The sequence below is a fragment of the Pseudomonas sp. SB113 genome, assembly GCF_040754745.1.
Lineage (GTDB): Bacteria > Pseudomonadota > Gammaproteobacteria > Pseudomonadales > Pseudomonadaceae > Aquipseudomonas > Aquipseudomonas grimontii.
The window spans coordinates 577185-595837 of the sequence record NZ_JBFMHW010000001.1; the positions used below are offsets into that span (position 1 = coordinate 577185).

15 protein-coding genes are annotated in these 18653 nt (G+C 58.8%); 6 read left to right on the forward strand and 9 right to left on the reverse strand.

Annotated elements, in window-relative coordinates:
- Window positions 1-95 precede the first annotated feature (95 nt).
- A complete protein-coding gene (gene rpsI / locus AB1462_RS02705; RefSeq protein WP_003171743.1) occupies window positions 96-488 on the reverse strand; it encodes a 30S ribosomal protein S9 in 393 nt (130 codons plus the stop codon).
- A 14-nt stretch (window positions 489-502) separates the two neighbouring features.
- Window positions 503-931, reverse strand: a complete 429-nt coding sequence (gene rplM / locus AB1462_RS02710; protein WP_003171742.1) for a 50S ribosomal protein L13 — start codon at window positions 929-931, stop codon at window positions 503-505.
- A gap of 248 nt (window positions 932-1179) precedes the next feature.
- Here rplM and AB1462_RS02715 point away from each other — a divergent pair, with 248 nt between their 5' ends.
- The gene (locus AB1462_RS02715) at window positions 1180-2220 is read left to right on the forward strand and encodes an NADP(H)-dependent aldo-keto reductase (protein ID WP_090409464.1); all 1041 of its coding nucleotides are present in this window, start codon (window positions 1180-1182) and stop codon (window positions 2218-2220) included.
- Between the two features lie 120 nt (window positions 2221-2340).
- Here AB1462_RS02715 and AB1462_RS02720 read toward each other — a convergent pair whose 3' ends face one another.
- Window positions 2341-3477: an acyl-CoA dehydrogenase family protein gene (locus AB1462_RS02720; protein ID WP_090409466.1), complete on the reverse strand. Its 1137-nt coding sequence runs from the start codon at window positions 3475-3477 to the stop codon at window positions 2341-2343.
- A gap of 220 nt (window positions 3478-3697) precedes the next feature.
- Here AB1462_RS02720 and AB1462_RS02725 point away from each other — a divergent pair, with 220 nt between their 5' ends.
- Window positions 3698-4618, forward strand: coding sequence for a GlxA family transcriptional regulator (locus tag AB1462_RS02725; RefSeq protein ID WP_259192641.1), 921 nt, complete (start codon window positions 3698-3700; stop codon window positions 4616-4618).
- Between the two features lie 110 nt (window positions 4619-4728).
- Here the strand turns inward: AB1462_RS02725 and zapE are convergent, their stop codons facing one another.
- The 3 genes from zapE to AB1462_RS02740 all read right to left on the reverse strand — a co-directional run bounded on the left by zapE (window position 4729) and on the right by AB1462_RS02740 (window position 7912).
- Entirely contained in the window at window positions 4729-5823 is a 1095-nt protein-coding gene (gene zapE, locus AB1462_RS02730) for a cell division protein ZapE (RefSeq protein WP_367246105.1), read from the reverse strand.
- Window positions 5824-5902: 79 nt separating this feature from the next.
- Window positions 5903-7258, reverse strand: a complete 1356-nt coding sequence (locus tag AB1462_RS02735; RefSeq protein ID WP_090409472.1) for a tryptophan--tRNA ligase — start codon at window positions 7256-7258, stop codon at window positions 5903-5905.
- Between the two features lie 24 nt (window positions 7259-7282).
- Complete coding sequence (locus AB1462_RS02740) at window positions 7283-7912, reverse strand: alpha/beta fold hydrolase (RefSeq protein ID WP_090409474.1); 630 nt, start codon at window positions 7910-7912, stop codon at window positions 7283-7285.
- 147 nt (window positions 7913-8059) lie between these two features.
- Between AB1462_RS02740 and AB1462_RS02745 the strand changes: the two genes are divergently transcribed.
- Entirely contained in the window at window positions 8060-8497 is a 438-nt protein-coding gene (locus tag AB1462_RS02745; protein ID WP_003171734.1) for a YhcB family protein, read from the forward strand.
- Between the two features lie 69 nt (window positions 8498-8566).
- Here AB1462_RS02745 and AB1462_RS02750 read toward each other — a convergent pair whose 3' ends face one another.
- The 3 genes from AB1462_RS02750 to AB1462_RS02760 form a co-directional block, all read right to left on the reverse strand.
- Window positions 8567-10291, reverse strand: coding sequence for an ABC transporter ATP-binding protein/permease (locus AB1462_RS02750; RefSeq protein ID WP_259192501.1), 1725 nt, complete (start codon window positions 10289-10291; stop codon window positions 8567-8569).
- 100 nt (window positions 10292-10391) lie between these two features.
- Window positions 10392-10952, reverse strand: coding sequence for a response regulator transcription factor (locus tag AB1462_RS02755; protein WP_003171731.1), 561 nt, complete (start codon window positions 10950-10952; stop codon window positions 10392-10394).
- Window positions 10945-12207, reverse strand: coding sequence for an ATP-binding protein (locus AB1462_RS02760; protein ID WP_090409478.1), 1263 nt, complete (start codon window positions 12205-12207; stop codon window positions 10945-10947). Before AB1462_RS02760 ends, AB1462_RS02755 begins: the two co-directional genes overlap by 8 nt.
- 248 nt (window positions 12208-12455) lie before the next feature.
- Here AB1462_RS02760 and AB1462_RS02765 point away from each other — a divergent pair, with 248 nt between their 5' ends.
- The 3 genes from AB1462_RS02765 to AB1462_RS02775 all read left to right on the forward strand — a co-directional run bounded on the left by AB1462_RS02765 (window position 12456) and on the right by AB1462_RS02775 (window position 18428).
- Window positions 12456-13166 carry an SIMPL domain-containing protein gene (locus tag AB1462_RS02765; protein ID WP_090409480.1) on the forward strand — a complete coding sequence of 237 codons (711 nt, stop codon included), beginning with the start codon at window positions 12456-12458 and terminating at the stop codon, window positions 13164-13166.
- Window positions 13167-13358: 192 nt separating this feature from the next.
- Window positions 13359-16706, forward strand: a complete 3348-nt coding sequence (locus tag AB1462_RS02770; protein WP_367246106.1) for a DUF6543 domain-containing protein — start codon at window positions 13359-13361, stop codon at window positions 16704-16706.
- A 120-nt stretch (window positions 16707-16826) separates the two neighbouring features.
- Complete coding sequence (locus AB1462_RS02775) at window positions 16827-18428, forward strand: ABC transporter substrate-binding protein (RefSeq protein ID WP_367246107.1); 1602 nt, start codon at window positions 16827-16829, stop codon at window positions 18426-18428.
- Window positions 18429-18653: the final 225 nt, after the last annotated feature.

Here is an 18653-nt window from a genome sequence, read left to right on the forward strand (position 1 = left end):
AGTTGTCACGGTGAAAAATGTGCATAAATCGCAGGCAATAAAAAACGCCCAGCTCCATAAAGGAGGCTGGGCGTTTTTGTGGAACGTAAAGCGAATTAACGCTTCGAGTACTGCGGACGCTTACGCGCTTTACGCAGACCGACTTTCTTACGTTCAACTTCACGAGCATCGCGAGTTACGAAGCCAGCTTTGCGCAGAGCGCCACGCAGGGTTTCGTCGTACTGCATCAGAGCGCGAGTGATACCGTGGCGGATTGCGCCAGCTTGACCACTTACACCGCCACCGATAACGGTGACGTAGATGTCGAACTTTTCAACAGTCTCGGTCAATTCCAGCGGCTGACGAACTACCATGCGGGCAGTTTCGCGGCCGAAGAAGTTGTCCAGAGTGCGGTTGTTGATCGAGATGTTACCAGTGCCCGGACGCAGGAAAACGCGTGCGGTTGCGGTTTTGCGACGGCCAGTGCCGTAATTTTGAGTCGCCGACATAATGAACTATTCCGTTAAAACTTCAGTTCTTGGGGCTGCTGAGCAGCATGAGGGTGTACAGCGCCCGCATAGACTTTCAGCTTGCGAAACATATCGCGACCCAGTGGGCCCTTCGGCAGCATGCCTTTGACCGCGATTTCGATCGGGGCTTCAGGCTTCTTGGAGATCAGGCCTTCAAAGTTGGAAGACTTGATACCGCCTGGGAAACCGGAGTGACGGTAGTACATTTTGTCTTGCGCTTTGTTGCCGGTAACACGTACCTGCTCAGCGTTGATGATCACGATGTAGTCACCGGTGTCAACGTGAGGGGTGTACTCAGGCTTGTGCTTGCCACGCAGACGGCTGGCGACTTCAGTGGCCAGACGACCCAGGGTCTGACCAGCGGCGTCGACGACAAACCAGTCGCGCTGAACTGTTTCCGGTTTTGCAGTAAAAGTTGTCATTCTTTAATAGCCTCAGGGGCCGCCCTGTAAATTAGACGGCAGATCTTACTGAATAGTGCTTACTTTGACAAGTCAAAGGCAGCCGGATACAGACGCTATCGGGGGCTCGGGTCGGCGCGTCCGTTCAACGGCAAGATTCTTCGGCAGGCGGCGCATCACTTCCACTGCAGAAAGAGGTGGGCAATTATGCAGATTGCGAAAAAAAATTCAACCTGCTTTTATGATTGTTTTCCCTGAAGGAGTACCCGATGGATTATCGACAGCTGGGCCGTACGGATCTGAACGTGAGCGCGATAGCCTTGGGCACCATGACCTGGGGCGAGCAAAACAGCGAGGCAGAGGCCTTCGCGCAGATCGAACGGGCCAAGGCCGCAGGGATCAACTTCCTCGACACCGCGGAAATGTACCCGGTGCCGCCCAAGGCCGACACCTACGCCACCACCGAACGCTACATCGGTAATTACTTCAAAAGCCGTGGCGACCGTGCCGACTGGATCCTCGCCAGCAAGATCGCCGGCCCCGGCAACACCATCGACTACATCCGCGACGGCCACCTGCGCCACAACCGCAAGCACATCGTCGAAGCCCTGGACGCCAGCCTAAAGCGCCTGCAAACCGACTGGATCGACCTCTACCAGTTGCACTGGCCGGAGCGCAGCACCAACTTCTTCGGCCAACTGAGCTACAAGCACAAGGACGAAGACGACCTGACCCCGCTGGAGGAAACCCTCGAAGCGCTGGATGAACAGGTGAAGGCCGGCAAGATCCGCCATATCGGCCTGTCCAACGAAACCCCATGGGGCACCATGAAGTTCCTGGCGCTGGCCGAAGCCCGTGGCTGGACGCGTGCGGTATCGATCCAGAACCCCTACAACCTGCTCAACCGAAGCTTTGAAGTGGGCCTGGCGGAAATTGCCATTCGTGAGCAGTGCGGCCTGCTGGCTTACTCGCCCCTGGCGTTCGGCATGCTCAGCGGCAAGTACGAAGGTGGCGCCCGCCCGGCCAAGGCGCGCCTGACCGAGTACAGCCGTTTCAGCCGCTACTTCAACCCGCAGTCGGAAGCGGCCTGCAGCCGTTATGTGGCACTGGCGCGGGAGCATGGCCTGGATCCGGCGCAGATGGCGTTGGCGTTCGTGACCCAGCAACCGTTCGTGACCAGCAACATTATTGGGGCGACGAGCCTGGAGCAGTTGGACAGCAACATTGCCAGCGCCGACCTGAAACTGTCGAAAGAGGTATTGGAGGGGATTGAGGCGATTCAGAAGGATCATCCGAATCCTGCGCCTTGATTGACCTGTAGACCGCTATCGGGGGCAACCCCCTCCCACACTTGGAATGCACTCCAATGTGGGAGGGGCGGTGCGACGATTCGACTTGCCCCCGATGACGCACTCAAGACCAGCAAAAAATCAAAGCGCCCGCGCAATAATCTCCTTCATGATCTCGTTGGTCCCCGCATAAATCCGCTGCACCCGCGCATCCGCCCAGGCTCGCGCAATCGGGTACTCCCACATGAACCCGTAACCGCCGTGCAACTGCACGCACTCATCGAGCACCTTGCACTGCAGGTCCGTGGCCCAGTACTTGGCCATCGCGGCGGTGGGCACATCCAGCTTGCCCTCCAGGTGCAGCGCCATGCATTTATCGACGAACACGCGGCCAATCTGAATCTCCGTGGCCATCTCCGCCAGCTTAAAGCGGGTGTTCTGGAAGTCGGCAATCGCCTTGCCGAACGCCTTGCGCTCACGGGTGTATTCCAGGGTCCATTGCAACGCAGCCTCAGCAGATGACAGTGCGTTAATTGCCACCGTCAATCGCTCCTGAGGCAGCTCCTGCATCAAGTAGGCGAAGCCCATGCCGGCCTGGCCCAGCAGGTTTTCCTTGGGCACCCGCACGTCCTGGAAGAACAGTTCCGAGGTGTCCTGGGCCTTCATGCCGACCTTCTCCAGGCGCTTGCCCTTGGCGAAGCCAGGCGTGTCAGCCTCCACCAGAAACAGGCTGGTGCCCTTGGCGCCGGCCTTGGGATCGGTCTTGGCGACCACGATCACCAGCTCAGCCAGGTACCCGTTGGTGATAAAGGTCTTGGAGCCATTGATCACGTACTCATCACCGTCCAGCACGGCGCTGGTCTTGACCCCTTGCAAGTCCGACCCGGCACCTGGCTCGGTCATGGCGATGGCCGTGACCATCTCGCCGGAGATCAACTTGGGCAGGTACTTGTGCTTCAGCGCCTCACTGCCGTAATGCAGGATGTAGGGCGCGACAATGTCCGAATGCAGGGAGAAGCCGATGCCCGTCAGGCCCAGGCGGCTGATCTCCTCGATCACCACCGCGCTGTAGAGAAAGTCCGCACCCAGCCCGCCATATTCCTCCGGCAGATGGGAACACAACATCCCCGCCTCCCCCGCCTTGCTCCACAGGTTACGGTCGATGTAGCCCTGTTTCTCCCATTGCCCGTGGAACGGTGCAGCGTCTTTTTCAAGAAAAGTGCGCACGCTCTGGCGGAAGAGTTCGTGCTCCGGGCTGAACAAGGTTCTCGGAATCATGGGTCACCTGCGTGGATTGTCGGACAAGGACGAGCCCACAGAGCCTATGCCCCGATGGCCTCACAGGACACTGGACACATGCGACAAAAAATAAGACGATCCAGCCGTCTGGTGACCACTTTCCCCTATAAGAATAAATGAAATTATGTCTAACCAAATCTCCACGCCGTTGCGGCGCGTCAGCATTTTGGCGATTGATCGGGTATTCGCTTCTACCCTGATGCAAGCCAAGGATTTCTTCCATCTCGCCAGCCTGCGTTATGGCAAACAGCAAGGCCTGGGCCTGACCCCAGCGTTCGAAACCCGCCTGGTGAGCCCCGACGGAAAATCGGTGTGCAGCTTCAGTGATGTGATCATGCCGGTGGATGGCGGCCTGGAAGACGCCGACATCATCGTACTACCGGCCTTCTGGGATGACTTCGACGCCCTGTGCTCGCGCTACCCGCAAGTGCTGCCTTGGCTGCGCGAACAACACGCACGCGGCGCCGTACTCTGCGGCGAAGCCACCGGGGTGTTCTGGCTGGCCGAAGCCGGCCTGCTCGATGGCAAGGAGGCGACCACCTACTGGCGTTTCTTCAACGCCTTCAGCGAACGCTTCCCCAGGGTCCAGCTCAATCAGGACAAACACCTCACCGACGCCGACAACCTGTATTGCGCCGGCGGTACCACCTCGGCGTGCGACCTCTATATCTACCTGATCGAACGCTTCTGCGGCGCCAACATCGCCCAGGCCGTGGCCCGCGACATCCTCTACGAAGTGCAGCGCAGCTATTCACCCGGACGCATCGGTTTTGGCGGCCAGAAGCTTCACCAGGACGTGATCATCCTGCAGATCCAGCATTGGCTCGAAGAGCACTTCGCCGACAAATTCCGCTTCGAAGACGTCGCCCGGGAACACGGCATGAGCATCCGCAACTTCATGCGCCGCTTCCAGACCGCCACCGGCGACAAGCCGCTGCATTACCTGCAACGACTGCGTATCGAGACGGCCAAGGGCCTGCTCTCGGGCAGCCGCAAGAGCATCAAGACCATCAGTTATGAGGTGGGTTACGACGATGCAAGTTTCTTTGCGCGGTTGTTCAGGCAGCACACGGAGCTGTCACCGAACCAATATCGGCAACAGTTCCAACAGGCCGCGTAGCAAATGTGGGAGGGGGCTTGCTCCCGATAGCGGTGGATCAGTCAGTGCATCTGTTACTGAAAGACCGCTATCGGGGGCAAGCCCCCTCCCACATTTGACCTGCATCGTTCTTAAGGTTTGTGCCCGCGCGACAGGAACTCGTGGGACTGCATTTCCAGCAAGCGGCTCAAGGTGCGCTGGAACTCGAAGTTCAAGCGACCGCCGGTATACAGATCCTTGAGCTCGACTTCCGCCGAGATGATCAACTTGACGTTACGGTCGTAGAACTCGTCGACCATGTTGATAAACCGTCGCGCGATGTCGTCGGTGGTGACGCTCATCTGCTCCACGCCGCTGAGGATCACCGCGTGGAAGATCTTGCCCAGTTCGATGTAGTCGTTCTGGCTGCGCGGGCCGTCGCACAGTTGGCGGAATTCGAACCAGGCCACGTCATCGCAGGTACGCAGGGCGATGATTTCGCGGTTCTCGATCATCAGCTTGTCGTTTTCCACCGCCTGGGTGCATTCCGGCGTGAGGGCGCGGAAGCTTTTGCGCAGGCTTTCATGCGCCGCTTCGTTCAGCGGGAAGTGGAACAACTCGGCTTGCTCGAGGTGCCGCAGACGGTAGTCGACGCCGCTGTCGACGTTGACGATCTCGGTGTTCTGCTTGATCAGCGCGATGGCCGGCAGGAAGCGCGCGCGTTGCAGGCCGTCCTTGTACAAGCCGTCGGGCACGATGTTCGAGGTGGCGACCAGGGTCACGCCGTTCTTGAACAGCTCTTCCATCAGGGTGCCGAGGATCATGGCATCGGTGATATCGGAGACGAAGAACTCATCGAAGCAGATGACCCGCGCTTCGTCGGAGAAACGCTTGGCAATGATGGTCAGCGGGTTTTTCTCGCCCGGCAGGGTCTTCATCTCTTCGTGCACGCGCTTCATGAAGCGGTGGAAGTGAGTACGGACCTTTTCCTTGAAGGGCAGCGCTTCAAAGAACGTATCAACCAGGTAGGTCTTGCCTCGGCCTACACCGCCCCAGAAATACAAGCCTTTGACCGGCGTGCGGTCTTTCTTGCCAAACAGCTTGCTGAGCACCCCCGGCTTGCTTTGCGAGGCCGCGACCAGATCGTCGTACAGGCGCTGCAAATGACGCACCGCCGTTTCCTGGGCCGCGTCATGGAAGAATTCAGGGCGTTTCAGATCAGCTTGGTATCGTTCTAGGGGCGTCATAATTTCGTTAGCAAGGCAACAAAAACGGGCCGTCACTGTAACGACGGCCCTGGATAATGGCAATCAACCCTTGGTCGGGTTAATCCTCGATTGGGGTCAACGCAATACGCAAGGCTTCGACGGCGGCATCACGTGATGCACCATCGGCGAACTCGGCGCTGTCGGCCACTGCGGCACCGTCCAGCCATACGCTGAAGCTCAGGGCGTCGGTGCGTACGTCCAGCGCAGCGCCACTTTGCAGTTGCTTGGTCACCGCGCCGGCCGCTTTACCATCGGCAAAGTTGCGCGACAGCAGCAATTGCTCGCCATCGGCGGCCAACAGGCGGAAGCGGAAGCTGCCGTCAGCTTCACGGAAGCTCACGAAACGCGCGGCTTTCGCGGCCTTCTTCTTGGTCGCGACCGGCGCCGCAGCCTGGTTGACGAACGAACGCAGGCCCACCGCTTCCCGCAGTTCAGCCAGGAAGGGTGCCGCCACCGCACGAGCCTTCTTGGCGCCGACCTGCAACAGGTCCTCCATGTCCGACGGGCGCGACATCAACTGGTGGTAACGCTCGCGCGCTTCGCCCAGCTGGCTGTCCAGCAGCTGGAACAGACGGCTCTTCGCCTCGCCCCAGCCCAGGCCTTGCAGCAGCTCGCCGCGAAATTCTTCTTCCTGGGCCTTGGTCGCGAACGCCTGGTAAAGGGTAAACAAGTGCGAGTTGTCCGGATCCTTGGCTTCGCCGGGCGCGCGGGAGTCGGTGACGATCCGCGAGATCGCGTCCTTCATGTCCTTGGCGCTGGTGAACAACGGGATAGTGTTGTCGTAGCTCTTGGACATCTTGCGGCCATCCAGGCCCGGCAAGGTGGCAACGCTTTCTTCGATCAACGCCTCGGGCATGGTGAAGAACTCTTTACCGTTGCCGAACAGGTGGTTGAAGCGCTGGCCGATGTCGCGGGCCATTTCTACGTGCTGGATCTGGTCGCGACCCACCGGCACCTTGTGCGCGTTGAACATCAGGATGTCCGCCGCCATCAGCACCGGGTAGCTGTACAGGCCCATGGTGATGCCCGCATCCGGGTCTTCGCCGGTCTCCACGTTCTTGTCCACCGAGGCCTTGTAGGCATGGGCGCGGTTGAGCAGGCCCTTGGCAGCCACGCAGGTCAGCAGCCAGGTCAGCTCGGGGATTTCCGGGATGTCGGACTGACGATAAAAGGTCACCCGGTTCACATCCAGGCCACCAGCCAGCCAGGTCGCGGCGATTTCCATGCGCGAGCGCTGGATGCGCTGCGGGTCATCGCATTTGATCAAGGCGTGGTAGTCGGCCAGGAAGTAGAAGGAGTCGGCATTGGCGTCCTGGCTGGCAAGGATCGCCGGGCGGATCGCACCGGCGTAGTTGCCCAGGTGCGGCGTGCCGGTGGTGGTGATGCCGGTGAGGATACGGGTACGAGTCGTCATGGGTAATCGCTTATCAGACTGCTATCAATTCGAGAGGCGCGGCAGCACCAGATCCTTGAGATCGGTGAGCTTGCCATGAAAAAAGTGCCCGCATTCTGCCACTTTCAGCAGCTCATGGGGGCGTTTCAAGGCGGCGGACCAGTCGTAGACGAGTTGCGGGTCGACCACTTCGTCGGTTTCCGGTTGGATCAGGGTCAACGGACAGCCTTGGGGCAGCACATCAGTGTCGCGCAAGCGCATCACCGCAGCAGCGACCATGAACAGGTGGGCCAGCTTTTCGCCCTTGGCTTCCAGGCGACCGCCGAGGCTGGCTGCGACGTAACCGCCAAAGGAAAAACCGAGCAAGGTGATCGGCAGTTCGGGATGCTTTTCCCGCAACCAGGTGGCAGCCGCTTCGGCATCGTCCACTTCACCGGTGCTCATGTCGTGGCTGCCGGCACTGGCGCCGACACCGCGATAATTAAAACGCAACGTGATCAAACCAGCATCGCGGGCGGTGCGTTGCAGGGTCGAAACGACTTTATTGAGCATGGTCCCGCCCTGCACCGGATTAGGGTGGCAGATCAGCGCCAGGCCACGTGGCTCGGGGTGATCCAGGTACAGGGCTTCCAATTGGCCTACAGGGCCATCGATCAAAACGGGGGTTTCACGCATGAGCAAGGAATGAACTCCGTGACCTCTCAAAGGGTCGACTCGTCTAGCTAAAAGTCTGTGCATGGCATCATTGCGAGCTTAATCGCGGTATACAGCGCAGGTTTGAGCCGTTAACGTAAAGCAAAGCCGTTTATAGAGGAAGGACTCGTGGAACACTCGCTCTTAGTTTGGTTGTTGCCGACTCTCGCCTTGGTTGCCGGTGTCGCCATTGGATTCCTGGTTGCCCGCCTGCTGCCGAATGCCGCGCCTAACCGCACGCAGCGTCAGTTGGATGACATTCAGGAACGTTTTGACAGTTATCAGAACGAGGTTGTTACCCACTTCAACAGCACCGCGACCCTGGTCAAGAAACTCACCCAGAGCTACCAGGAAGTACAGGATCACCTCGCCGATGGCGCAAACCGCCTGGCCCTCGACGACATCACCCGTCAGCGTCTGCTGGCCGCGCTGCATTCCGATGCACCGCAAACTCCACGGGAACGCCTGACCCCACCCCGGGAAAACCAGGAACCACCTCGGGACTACGCGCCAAAAACGCCGAACGCCCCGGGCATGCTGGATGAGCATTACGGCTTGAAGAAGTAAGTTATTTTCAAGCAATAAAAAAGCCCGGTTGATCGATGATCAACCGGGCTTTTTATTGGGCCTCACTCTTCAGGACATGGTTTGTTCTTGCAACCAACCGCCCTCGATCCGCACATGCCGTCCATGGAAGCGCTTGAGGCTGCTGCGATGCCCGACACTGACGATGCTCAACCCCGGCAACTCATCGATCAACGCTTGATACAGCGTCGCTTCATCCTCTTCATCCATGGCTGAAGTGGCCTCGTCCATATACAGCCACTGCGGTGCGAACAACAGGGCACGGGCAAAGGCCAGGCGCTGTTGTTCGCCCGGCGAGAGCATGCGTTGCCAGTGGTTGGCTTCATCCAGGCGCGCCACCAGGTGCGGCAGGCGACAGGTTTGCAGGACCTGTGCATAACGTTCTGCCGAGTAGACGCTGTCGTCCTGTGGATAACTCAACACGGCCTTCAGGGTGCCGATTGGCAGGTAGGGCTTCTGCGGCAGGAACAGGTAACGTTTGGCCGGCAGGCGAATGCTGCCGTGACCCGCAGGCCAGAGATGCCCCATCGCACGCAGCAGGGTACTTTTGCCGCTGCCGGAGCGGCCGCTGAGCATGACCCGCTGACCCGGCTCAACGATCATGTTGGCATCGGTGAGCAGGTGACGACCATCCGCCAGGTTCATGCCCAGCCCTTGCACCACAAGACGCTCGCCCTCCGCGCTCACATCAATGGCGGCTGGGCGTTGCTCGTTCTCACTCATGGCCTGCTGAAAACTCAGCAGACGGTCGCTGGTCGCGCGCCAGCTGGCCAGGTCGGCGTACGCGCTGATAAACCAGCTGAAGTTGCCTTGGACATTGCCGAACGCCGAGTTGATTTGCATCAACTCGCCCAGCTCGATCTTGCCGGAGAAATAGCGCGGGGCAGCCACGATAAACGCAAACACGATCGCAATCTGTTCGTAGCCGGCGGTAAAGAACGTCAGGCGCTTGGACACCTTCATGATGTCCCAGTAGTTATGCCAGACCTTCCCGAACCGCGCACTCAAACGCTGATTCTCATTGGGCTCGCCGTTGTACAGGGCGATGCTCTCGGCATTCTCCCGCACCCGTACCATCGAGAAACGCAGGTCCGCTTCGAAACGTTGTTGTTGGTTGCTCAAGCCGATCAAACGCCGACCGATCAGATGGGTCAACCAACTGCCGACCCCGGCATAGACCAGTGCACACCAGAACATATAGCCGGGGATGGTGATCCCGAATACTTCGATGCTGCCCGAAACGCCCCACAGGATGATCGAGAATGACACCAGGCTGACCACATTGCGCAGCAGGCCCAGGCCAAGGCTTAAGGTGTTCGAGGTAAAGCTATTGAGGTCTTCGGAAATCCGCTGGTCCGGGTTATCGGTGTAGCCGCCCTGCTCCAGTTGGTAGTAGTTCTTGTTGCCAAGCCAGCGGGCAAAGTACTTTTCGGTCAGCCATGCGCGCCAGCGAATGGTCAGCATCTGCGTGAGGTAGAGGCGGTAGACCGCGCCGAGAATCGCCACCGTGGCGATACCACAGAAATAAACGATCTGCTGCCAGAAGGCGGCGGTGTCCTTCTTTTCCAGAGCGTTATAGAAATCCTTGTACCAGTGGTTAAGCCACACGGAAATGGCCACGCTGAACAGCGACAGGCCGATCACCACTGCGAGCAACAACCAGGCCTTGCCCTTCTCTTCACTGCGCCAATAAGGCGTGATCATCGCCCACGTTCGGCGAAAAAATTGCCCACGCACCGCGTCGTTGACCGCGGAATACTCAGCGTTCTGATTCATCGTTCAGGCTCGATAGGAGGGAGGTGACAGGCGTTTGAACCGATCATAGATGATCGGTTCAGGTATCCGTGCGGCCTGAAGCGGGTTGTTCAGCCCAGGTTCAGCGTCGTACCGGGCGCTTTTGCAGCTTGCGTTGCAGGGTGCGGCGGTGCATGCCCAGGGCGCGGGCAGTGGCGGAGATGTTGCCTTCGTGTTCGGTGAGTACGCGCTGGATATGTTCCCACTGCAAGCGGTCCACCGACATCGGGTTTTCCGGCACCAGGGTGTCGAGGTCGGCGTGCTCGGACAGCAACGCAGCCAGTACGTCATCGGCATCCGCCGGCTTGCACAGGTAGTTGCAGGCACCGCGCTTGATGGCTTCGACGGCAGTGGCGATGCTGGAGTAACCGGTGAGGATCACCACGCGCATTTCCGGGTCGAGTTCCAGCAGTTTGGGCAACAGCACCAGGCCGGAGTCGCCGTCCATTTTCAGGTCGAGCGCGGCATAGTCCGGCAAGTCGGCCTGGGCGATGGTCAGTCCTTCCTCGGCGGAGCCTGCAGTACTCACGCGAAAGCCGCGACGGCTCATGGCGCGCGCCATCACGCGGGTAAACGTGGCGTCATCATCTACCAGCAACAGGTGCGGCAGTTCTTCGCCTTCGACTTGGATCTCGTCACTCATCGATATCTCCTCGTGCGACACGGGGCAGGCGCAGCTCGGTGAGCGTGCCGCCTTCCTCATGACTATAGAGCTTCACTGAGCCGCCCGCGCGGGTCACGCTGGCCTTGCTCAAAAACAGGCCCAGGCCGAAGCCTTTGCCCTTGGTGGTAAAGAAAGGTTTGCCGATCTGCTCGGCAATCGCCAGCGGCACGCCTGCGCCGTGGTCGCGAATGCTGATCGTCAGGTCATCCACATCCCAATCCAGCCGGACTTCCAGGCCTTCGGGGCAGGCGTCGGCGGCGTTGTTGAGCAGGTTGAGCAAGGCTTGGGTCAGGTCCGGCGGTGGCGCCAGGCGCGGCACAGTGCCCTGCCCCAGCAAATGGAAACGGTAGCTGGCTTCGGGGCGCATCAGGTGCCAGCGGTTCAGGGCTTCGTCGAGCCACTGGGTCACGTCCTGCATATCGACCGCCAAGCGGCGATTGGCTTCAGCCGCGCGCACCAGTTGCTGCAAGGTTTGTTTGCACTGCTTAACCTGTTCGCGCAGTACGCCGAGATCCTCTTGCAGCGCCGGGTCGTGATGGTCCTGGGTCATTTCGTTGAGCAGCACGCTCATGGTCGCCAGTGGCGTGCCCAATTCGTGAGCCGCGCCGGCGGCCTGGGTGGCGACGGCGAGCAGTTGCTGGTCACGCAAGCCTTCTTCGCGGCGAATGGCACGCAGCTCTTCCTGACGGCGCAGCTCCTCGGCCATGCGCGCGGCAAAGAAAGTGATCACGGCGGCAGACAGGGCAAAGCTCAGCCACATCCCGTAGATCTGCAGGTTTTCGCGGGCAATGGGGAATGTTTGCAACGGATAGAACCGCGCCAGTAGCAGGGTGTACAGGGTCAGGGCGATACCCGACAGTACCACCGAATAGCGCCACGGCAAGGTCACCGCAGCAATGGTCAGTGGAACCAGGTAATAAGAAACGAACGGGTTGGTGGAACCGCCGGAGAAATACAGCAACACGCTGTGGATAAACAGGTCGCAAGCCAATTGCAGGGCGTATTCCAGCTCGGTCACCGGCCACGTGGTGCGCAACCGAATGGCGGTAAACACACACAGCACGATGGAGAAACCCAAGGTCACGCCCAGTTGCAGCCAGGGCAGCGGCAGCAGGTCGAACCAATAGGCGAGCCCGACCGAACCGGCCTGTGCGGCCAGTACCAGGGTGCGAATGAACGTCAGGCGCCAGAGGTTCTGGCGGGTGGCGGAAGTCAGTTTTACGGCGGCGAGCATGAGCTCTCCCGATGAGCGCTGCAGGCGGATCGGCAGGAGTATAAACGAAGCGGCGCCTCGGACATTGGGTGTGTGGCTCTTTGACGCATGGGCACCGCGGCAGCAAGCCCCAAGTCAAAAGCTGCAAGAAACCTCTTCGCCGTCAACTTGCAGCTTGCCGCTTGAAACTTTTTTTCTAATTCGTAAACCCGAAGAACCCGATACCACCGTCTACAGTCATACCGATACGAACACCCTAAGGAGCTTCCATGTCTCGTTTCATTCGCAGTGCAGCCGTTCTCACCCTCAGCGCCAGCGCCCTGGCCAGCCTTCCGGCACTGGCCGCCGATGCACTGAATTACAACCAGATTTCCCTGCGCGCCGAGGTCAGCCAGGAAGTGGCGCGCGACAAGATGATCGTCACCCTCTACACCGAGTCCCAGAACCCCGACCCGGCCAAGCTCGCCGCAGAAATCACCACTACCATGAACAAGGCCCTCGGCCAGGCTCGCGAAGTCAACGGCGTGACCTTGCGCCAGGGCAGTCGCAACAGCTACCCGATCTACGACAACAAGAACCAGAAGATCACCGGCTGGCGTGAGCGCGCCGAACTGCGCCTGGAAAGCGCGGACTTCCCGGCGCTGTCCAAACTCACCGGCGAGTTGCTCAACACCCTGAAAATGGAAAACATGGACTTCGCCATTGCCGACACCACGCGCAAGGCCAGCGAAGACGCCCTGCTCAAGGACGCGGTTGCCGCGTTCAAAGCACGCGCACAACTGGCCACCGACGCCCTGGGCGGCAAGGGTTACAAGATCGTCAACTTGAACTTCAACACCAATGGTTATCCACAGCCCTACGCGCGCGGCGGGATGATGATGAAAGCCGCCATGATGGATTCGGCGCCAACGCCGGAAGTAGAAGCAGGTACCAGCCAGGTGAGCATGAGTGCCGATGGGGTGATCGAAGTCTTGCAATAGCCCCTGTCGCGACAAAATAAAGGCGCAGCCCTCACGGGTTTGCGCCTTTTTTGCGCTTGGCCCACACGGCAACGTCATATCCAGCGGCATATTCGGTGGAATCAACCACCCGGTTTTCGTTACACAAACCAGCGCCAAAGCTAACAGGGAGTGCTGTGGCGGTATTTATTTACTTCATGAGAACTGAAAACCATGCTCGCATCTCCCAGCACTACCACCTCGCCTGTTCGACAACACATCAATCCTCTTTCAAACGGTTCGACAACGAACACCGAATCAGCCATCACGCGGGCACCGCAAGACAATCCTGAGCTGTCGACGTCCCCTCACGAAACAGCGCTGCTTAACAACTACCTGGCAGCGGTGCAGAGCAAAGTGCTGGGTAACAATCCCACACTTATAAAAGTCCCCCCCCAGAGCAATTTGGGCCAGTGGCTCGAGGTGTATCGGACGCAATTGCAACACCCTGTGGTCCAAGGCTGGATGCACGATCAGAAGATCGACCAGACCACGATTTTAACCGTCAACCCCCGCACAGGCACGCTGACAGCCGCAGCGGACGGGAAAGTGAAAACCTTCTCCCTCACGGACAACTCCGGCTGGGGCCAAATTAGCCGCCCGCTTCTTGAAGCTGCCAACGTCATTGCGCCGGGAACTGTCGAGCGGTTGCAGGTGCGCTTCGGCGACGACTCCATACAAGTCCGCGCAGGGCTGGTCGCCAACTTCCAGGGTGAACGCCTTCCGACCTCACTGGCCGAGGCGAGGACGCAAATCAGGCGCCTGGAACACAACCACGCCTTCGACCCCATCCCGCCGGATGATCTCGTGCGCCCGGCCAACCAGCGCTCTACGCAAGCCCTTGAAAAGCTCAAACTCAGTGTCGAAACGTTTTATACCCAGGCGCCCCAGGCATTGGCCTATAAACACCTGGCAGTAGAGGTTGCCGAGACGCTGCCAAACGTGCGTGCGCAAGCAAAACAATGGGCGGAATCCGTCATTTTCAAACTGACTGGCAAACACGTGGATGCCGATACCCTTTATGTGAACCGTTTCAATGGCTCGCAAAGCGCTCCCACCGCTACCGGCTGGGAACATATGGACGAGGAGCCGACTGTCTCCCTGCGCCTGCCGGATGCATTGCTGAAGAACTTCTCTGAAAACGATTGGGTCCCCGGCAATCTGGACTCGGAAGCCGGTTTATATATAGACGGCCCAGGTAAAAGTAAAACGGTGGGTTACGGTGCGCATAACCAATTCCCGCTGGCCCCTTCGGCGCTTATGCATACGAGCTGGAAAACCGACTTCCAATCGGTCATGACGCAAAAAATAGACGATTTCTGGAACACCCACAGCAAGGACTACCAGACAGCGATCAAAGGCGAGTTCGCCTACCAGGCTCGAAAACAACTGAAGACAGCCGCCGCCAGGCCGCCGGCCGAGCAAGCGCTGCAAGCACCCGAGCATCGGTTCACCCGGGAGGACTACCGCTTGGTCATGGGCGCGGTGTCCAATCTTCCACTCGACGAAAATGCACCGCTCAACGTCGAACAGCTCAAGGCGGAAGCCCCTGAAAAAGGTGCGGTCCAGGCCCATGCCTTCAATATCAGGGGCTTTGTGTCCAACGACATTCTCCGCTTCACCGATGCCAACGATGGTCGGCAAGTCCTTTACATCCCTGGGGCCGAGCCGGCGTTTCTGCGCTTCGATTCCATGGAGAAACTGGATGAGTGGGTCATCGATCAGACCAAGGCTTCTAAAAAGCGCGCCGCCCTGGCCGCACACTTTCCGCTGCTCACGCGCCAGGACCATGAAGCCAGCACCCTCGTACACACGGCGAAGGTATTCATGCCTATCTTGTGGTTTACGAATGTCGGCGACAAAACAGACGGCCTGGACACGACCCTCGAAAAACTCGCCAACGGGACGCTGGACAAGCCGACCTACCAAGGCGAGCGGGCGAGCATCAAGGGCGATGTGTTCGCGGCAATGACCTCATCCAGCAAAGCGCGGATGACGAGCGATGCCGACGTCATGATCAAATCCAACAGCGAGGTGACGCGGGATACTTGGCTCAACGACATCACTGTGGCTGCCGGCCTGCTGGCCAAACTGGCGCCCATCGCACTGCCCGTGGCCGCGGCCGCAGGGGTCACCGGGCTCGCTGAGCTGGCCCTCGGTGAGGAAAAAAGTTCCTCCGGCGATACACTCGCCGAACGCGAGGACGGCGCGTCCAAGGCATTCGACGGTTTGCTTAACGTCTTGTTTTCAGTAGGGGGCCTGAAGGGCTCTGCCCGCCCCCTGGGCATACCTGAAGGCGAACTGCCAAAGCCCCTCGAAACCCCGGCCACCTCGGAAGGTGCGGAGGTCGTACCTTCCCTTCAGGAAGAACCGGTTCCGGGCACTAGTTCAGGCGTACGCGTGCCAAAAAGCGCACCACAGCCACCTTCCACCAGCCTGGTCAAAATGAGCGAGCACGCGGTGCCCAATGGCGAGCAGTTCATCGAGGGCGTCACGCCCAACGCAGAGGGTGTCTATCAAGTCAAAGACAGCGAAGGCGCGTACTGGCAGTTCATCCGGTGTATCGATGAAACCGCCACCAGCAGGGTGTTCGAAATCGCGCCGGATTATAAGATCGGCGGAAAAGTCACGCAGATCATCAACCCGAAAACCGGAAAACCGGCGCTGCGGGTCGGCCTCGGCGCGGACGGTGAATGGGTGCGCGCTACGGCGGATGGAGGTATCAGACTGCCATGGAGGAGCACGCCTTCGCAGATCCCCAGCAGTGAAACAAAAGGTTTATCCAAGTTTTCCGAGCGCTTTCTCCGGGCCGACGGCTCGAAAAACGAGAGCGCAGAAAAGTTCGACGACTATCTCAACTTCAAGGAAAACACTGACTACCTCTTCAACAATAGCCTTTATCAGGACGGCACTACCATAAAGCGTAGGCTCACCACTTCATGGCAAATCGACGATCGCGCATTTACCGTCTCCCCAGGGGAAAAGGCTCAACCCATCTCCGTCTCTGACAGTGAATACTCTTCCAGCTTCGCCCCCGATTTGAACCGGGAACGCTACAGCGTAATCACAAAACAACCCACTGGGGAGGTGCGGACTAATATCGATTATCAGGGAGAGACGTTTGAAGACACCATCGAGCGTAGGATCGCGACCCTGGAGAAAACGGTTCCTAACCCGGAGCTCCGCGCCCGCATCTCTGAAGTCGCCCACCAGGGGAGTTCGTTCCCGGCCCTCATCGAGCTAATGCCGCCGACCCTTAAAGAGGGTTTTTCCGTAAGTGCCAGGGAGAAGAACTTCATCATCAATTACGACCCTGCTGGCCAGGTTCATACGGTCAAGGCCATGACTCAATGGCAGCTAAGGCAGATCGCCGATGACGTAATGATTAATGTTAAAGACCTGGATATTGTCAGTACAAGAACCTTCACCATACGTGAGAGCAACGAATTGGACAGCGGAGGTTTCAGCATCGACCGATCCGCACCGACCAAAATAGAGGTATCGACACCCTCTGTGGTATGAGCGTCTGAACCGGTGGATAACGTGATTTACCCTACCTGATACGCCATAAACGGCGGTAACCTCGGTGACCGCCGTTTTCGTTTAGGCAGCTTTTATATGCCTGCCACTTCAGGGGTCTCCATGGAAAGAATCGCCTTCAAACCGCTGCTCCTCGCCGCTGGACTTCTAGCCTGTATGCCAATGGCCCAGGCCGCCACTACCCTGGTCTATTGCTCCGAAGCCAGCCCCGCCGGCTTCGACCCCAGCCAGTACACCAGCGGCACCGACTTTGATGCGTCCGCCGAAACCGTATTCAACCGCCTGACCCAGTTCAAGCGCGGCGGTACCGAAGTCGAACCTGGCCTTGCAACCCGTTGGGAGGTGTCCACAGACGGGCTGACGTATACCTTCCACCTGCGCAATGGGGTCAAATTCCACACTACCGATTTCTTCAAACCGTCCCGCGATTTCAACGCAGACGACGTGCTGTTCACCTTCAACCGACTGCTGGATGCCGACAGCCCATTTCGCAAGGCCTACCCTTCCGAGTCACCCTATTTCACCGACATGGGCTTGAACACCACGATCAAGAGCGTCGACAAACTCGACGACCACACCGTGCGTTTCAACCTGAACAACGTGGATGCGGCCTTCGTGCAAAACCTGGCAATGAGTTTCGCCTCGGTGCAATCGGCCGAATATGCCGCCCAACTCCTAAAGGAAGGCAAGGCCGAAGACATCAATCAGAAGCCGATCGGCACTGGCCCCTTCGTGTTCAAGCGCTATCAGAAAGACTCGCAAATCCGCTACGTGGCCAATAAACAGTATTGGAAGCCCGAGGATGTGAAGCTCGACAACCTGGTGTTCGCCATCACCCCGGATGCGGCGTCGCGCCTGCAAAAACTCAAGGCCGGCGAATGCCAGGTCAGCGGCTACCCGCGCCCGTCGGACATCGAAGTGATGAAACAGGACCCCAACCTGCGTGTACTGCAGCAACCCGGGTTCAACCTGGGCTTCCTGGCCTACAACGTGACCCACCCACCGTTGGACCAACTCAAGGTCCGCCAGGCCCTGGACATGGCCATCGACAAGCCGGCGATCATCAAGGCGGTGTACCAGAGCGCCGGACAATTGGCGCAGAACGCACTGCCACCGGCGCAGTGGTCTTATGACCCCTCCATCAAGGATGCCCCGCACGATCCGACCAAAGCCCGCGCGCTACTAAAAGAAGCAGGGATTGCCCCCGGCACCACCATCAACCTCTGGGCGATGACCGTGCAACGCGCCTCCAACCCGAATGCGCGCATGTCCGCGCAAATGATCCAGCAGGATTGGGAAAAAGTTGGCATCAAGGCCAATATCGTCAGCTATGAGTGGGGCGAGTACATCAAGCGCGCCAAAAATGGCGAGCACGATGCGATGATTTATGGCTGGACCGGCGACAATGGCGACCCGGATAACTGGCTCGGCGTGCTCTACAGTTGTGCTGCGGTCAAGGGCAGCAACTACGCCAAATGGTGTAACCCGGCCTACGACAAACTGGTGCAGCAGGCCAAGGTCAGCAGCGACCGCGAGCAACGCATCAAGTGGTATCAACAGGCACAGAAAATCCTTAAGGAACAAGTACCTATAACACCTATTGCGAACTCGACGGTTTTCCAACCCCTGCGAAAGGAAGTGAAGGACTTCAAGATCAGCCCCTTTGGGCTGACGCCGTTCTACGGCGTGAGTCTAGATAAGTAACAGCAACGCCCCAACCGAGTGCGCCAGACGCCTCGGTTGACCCTTCCTGGTGCGCCTCCTGCACCGAAAAAAACCTATAAATATGCTCAAATATGTCAAAACTTTCATAATTGCGACATTCCTGTACGTTCGTACCACTCTTTCCACCTTGCAACGGTTCCGCATCTTGCAATGGGTATGGCGCCTGCATAAGTATCCGCAGGCCGACTCACGAGGTCGCCCTCA

What these genes read in the sequence shown, in the direction of transcription:
- rpsI (WP_003171743.1), bottom strand. Translation starts at nt 488, where the DNA reads ATGTCGGCGACTCAAAATTACGGCACTGGCCGTCGCAAAACCGCAACC.
- rplM (WP_003171742.1), bottom strand. Translation starts at nt 931, where the DNA reads ATGACAACTTTTACTGCAAAACCGGAAACAGTTCAGCGCGACTGGTTT.
- AB1462_RS02715 (WP_090409464.1), top strand. Translation starts at nt 1,180, where the DNA reads ATGGATTATCGACAGCTGGGCCGTACGGATCTGAACGTGAGCGCGATA.
- AB1462_RS02720 (WP_090409466.1), bottom strand. Translation starts at nt 3,477, where the DNA reads ATGATTCCGAGAACCTTGTTCAGCCCGGAGCACGAACTCTTCCGCCAG.
- AB1462_RS02725 (WP_259192641.1), top strand. Translation starts at nt 3,698, where the DNA reads ATGCAAGCCAAGGATTTCTTCCATCTCGCCAGCCTGCGTTATGGCAAA.
- zapE (WP_367246105.1), bottom strand. Translation starts at nt 5,823, where the DNA reads ATGACGCCCCTAGAACGATACCAAGCTGATCTGAAACGCCCTGAATTC.
- AB1462_RS02735 (WP_090409472.1), bottom strand. Translation starts at nt 7,258, where the DNA reads ATGACGACTCGTACCCGTATCCTCACCGGCATCACCACCACCGGCACG.
- AB1462_RS02740 (WP_090409474.1), bottom strand. Translation starts at nt 7,912, where the DNA reads ATGCGTGAAACCCCCGTTTTGATCGATGGCCCTGTAGGCCAATTGGAA.
- AB1462_RS02750 (WP_259192501.1), bottom strand. Translation starts at nt 10,291, where the DNA reads ATGAATCAGAACGCTGAGTATTCCGCGGTCAACGACGCGGTGCGTGGG.
- AB1462_RS02755 (WP_003171731.1), bottom strand. Translation starts at nt 10,952, where the DNA reads ATGAGTGACGAGATCCAAGTCGAAGGCGAAGAACTGCCGCACCTGTTG.
- AB1462_RS02760 (WP_090409478.1), bottom strand. Translation starts at nt 12,207, where the DNA reads ATGCTCGCCGCCGTAAAACTGACTTCCGCCACCCGCCAGAACCTCTGG.
- AB1462_RS02765 (WP_090409480.1), top strand. Translation starts at nt 12,456, where the DNA reads ATGTCTCGTTTCATTCGCAGTGCAGCCGTTCTCACCCTCAGCGCCAGC.
- AB1462_RS02770 (WP_367246106.1), top strand. Translation starts at nt 13,359, where the DNA reads ATGCTCGCATCTCCCAGCACTACCACCTCGCCTGTTCGACAACACATC.
- AB1462_RS02775 (WP_367246107.1), top strand. Translation starts at nt 16,827, where the DNA reads ATGGAAAGAATCGCCTTCAAACCGCTGCTCCTCGCCGCTGGACTTCTA.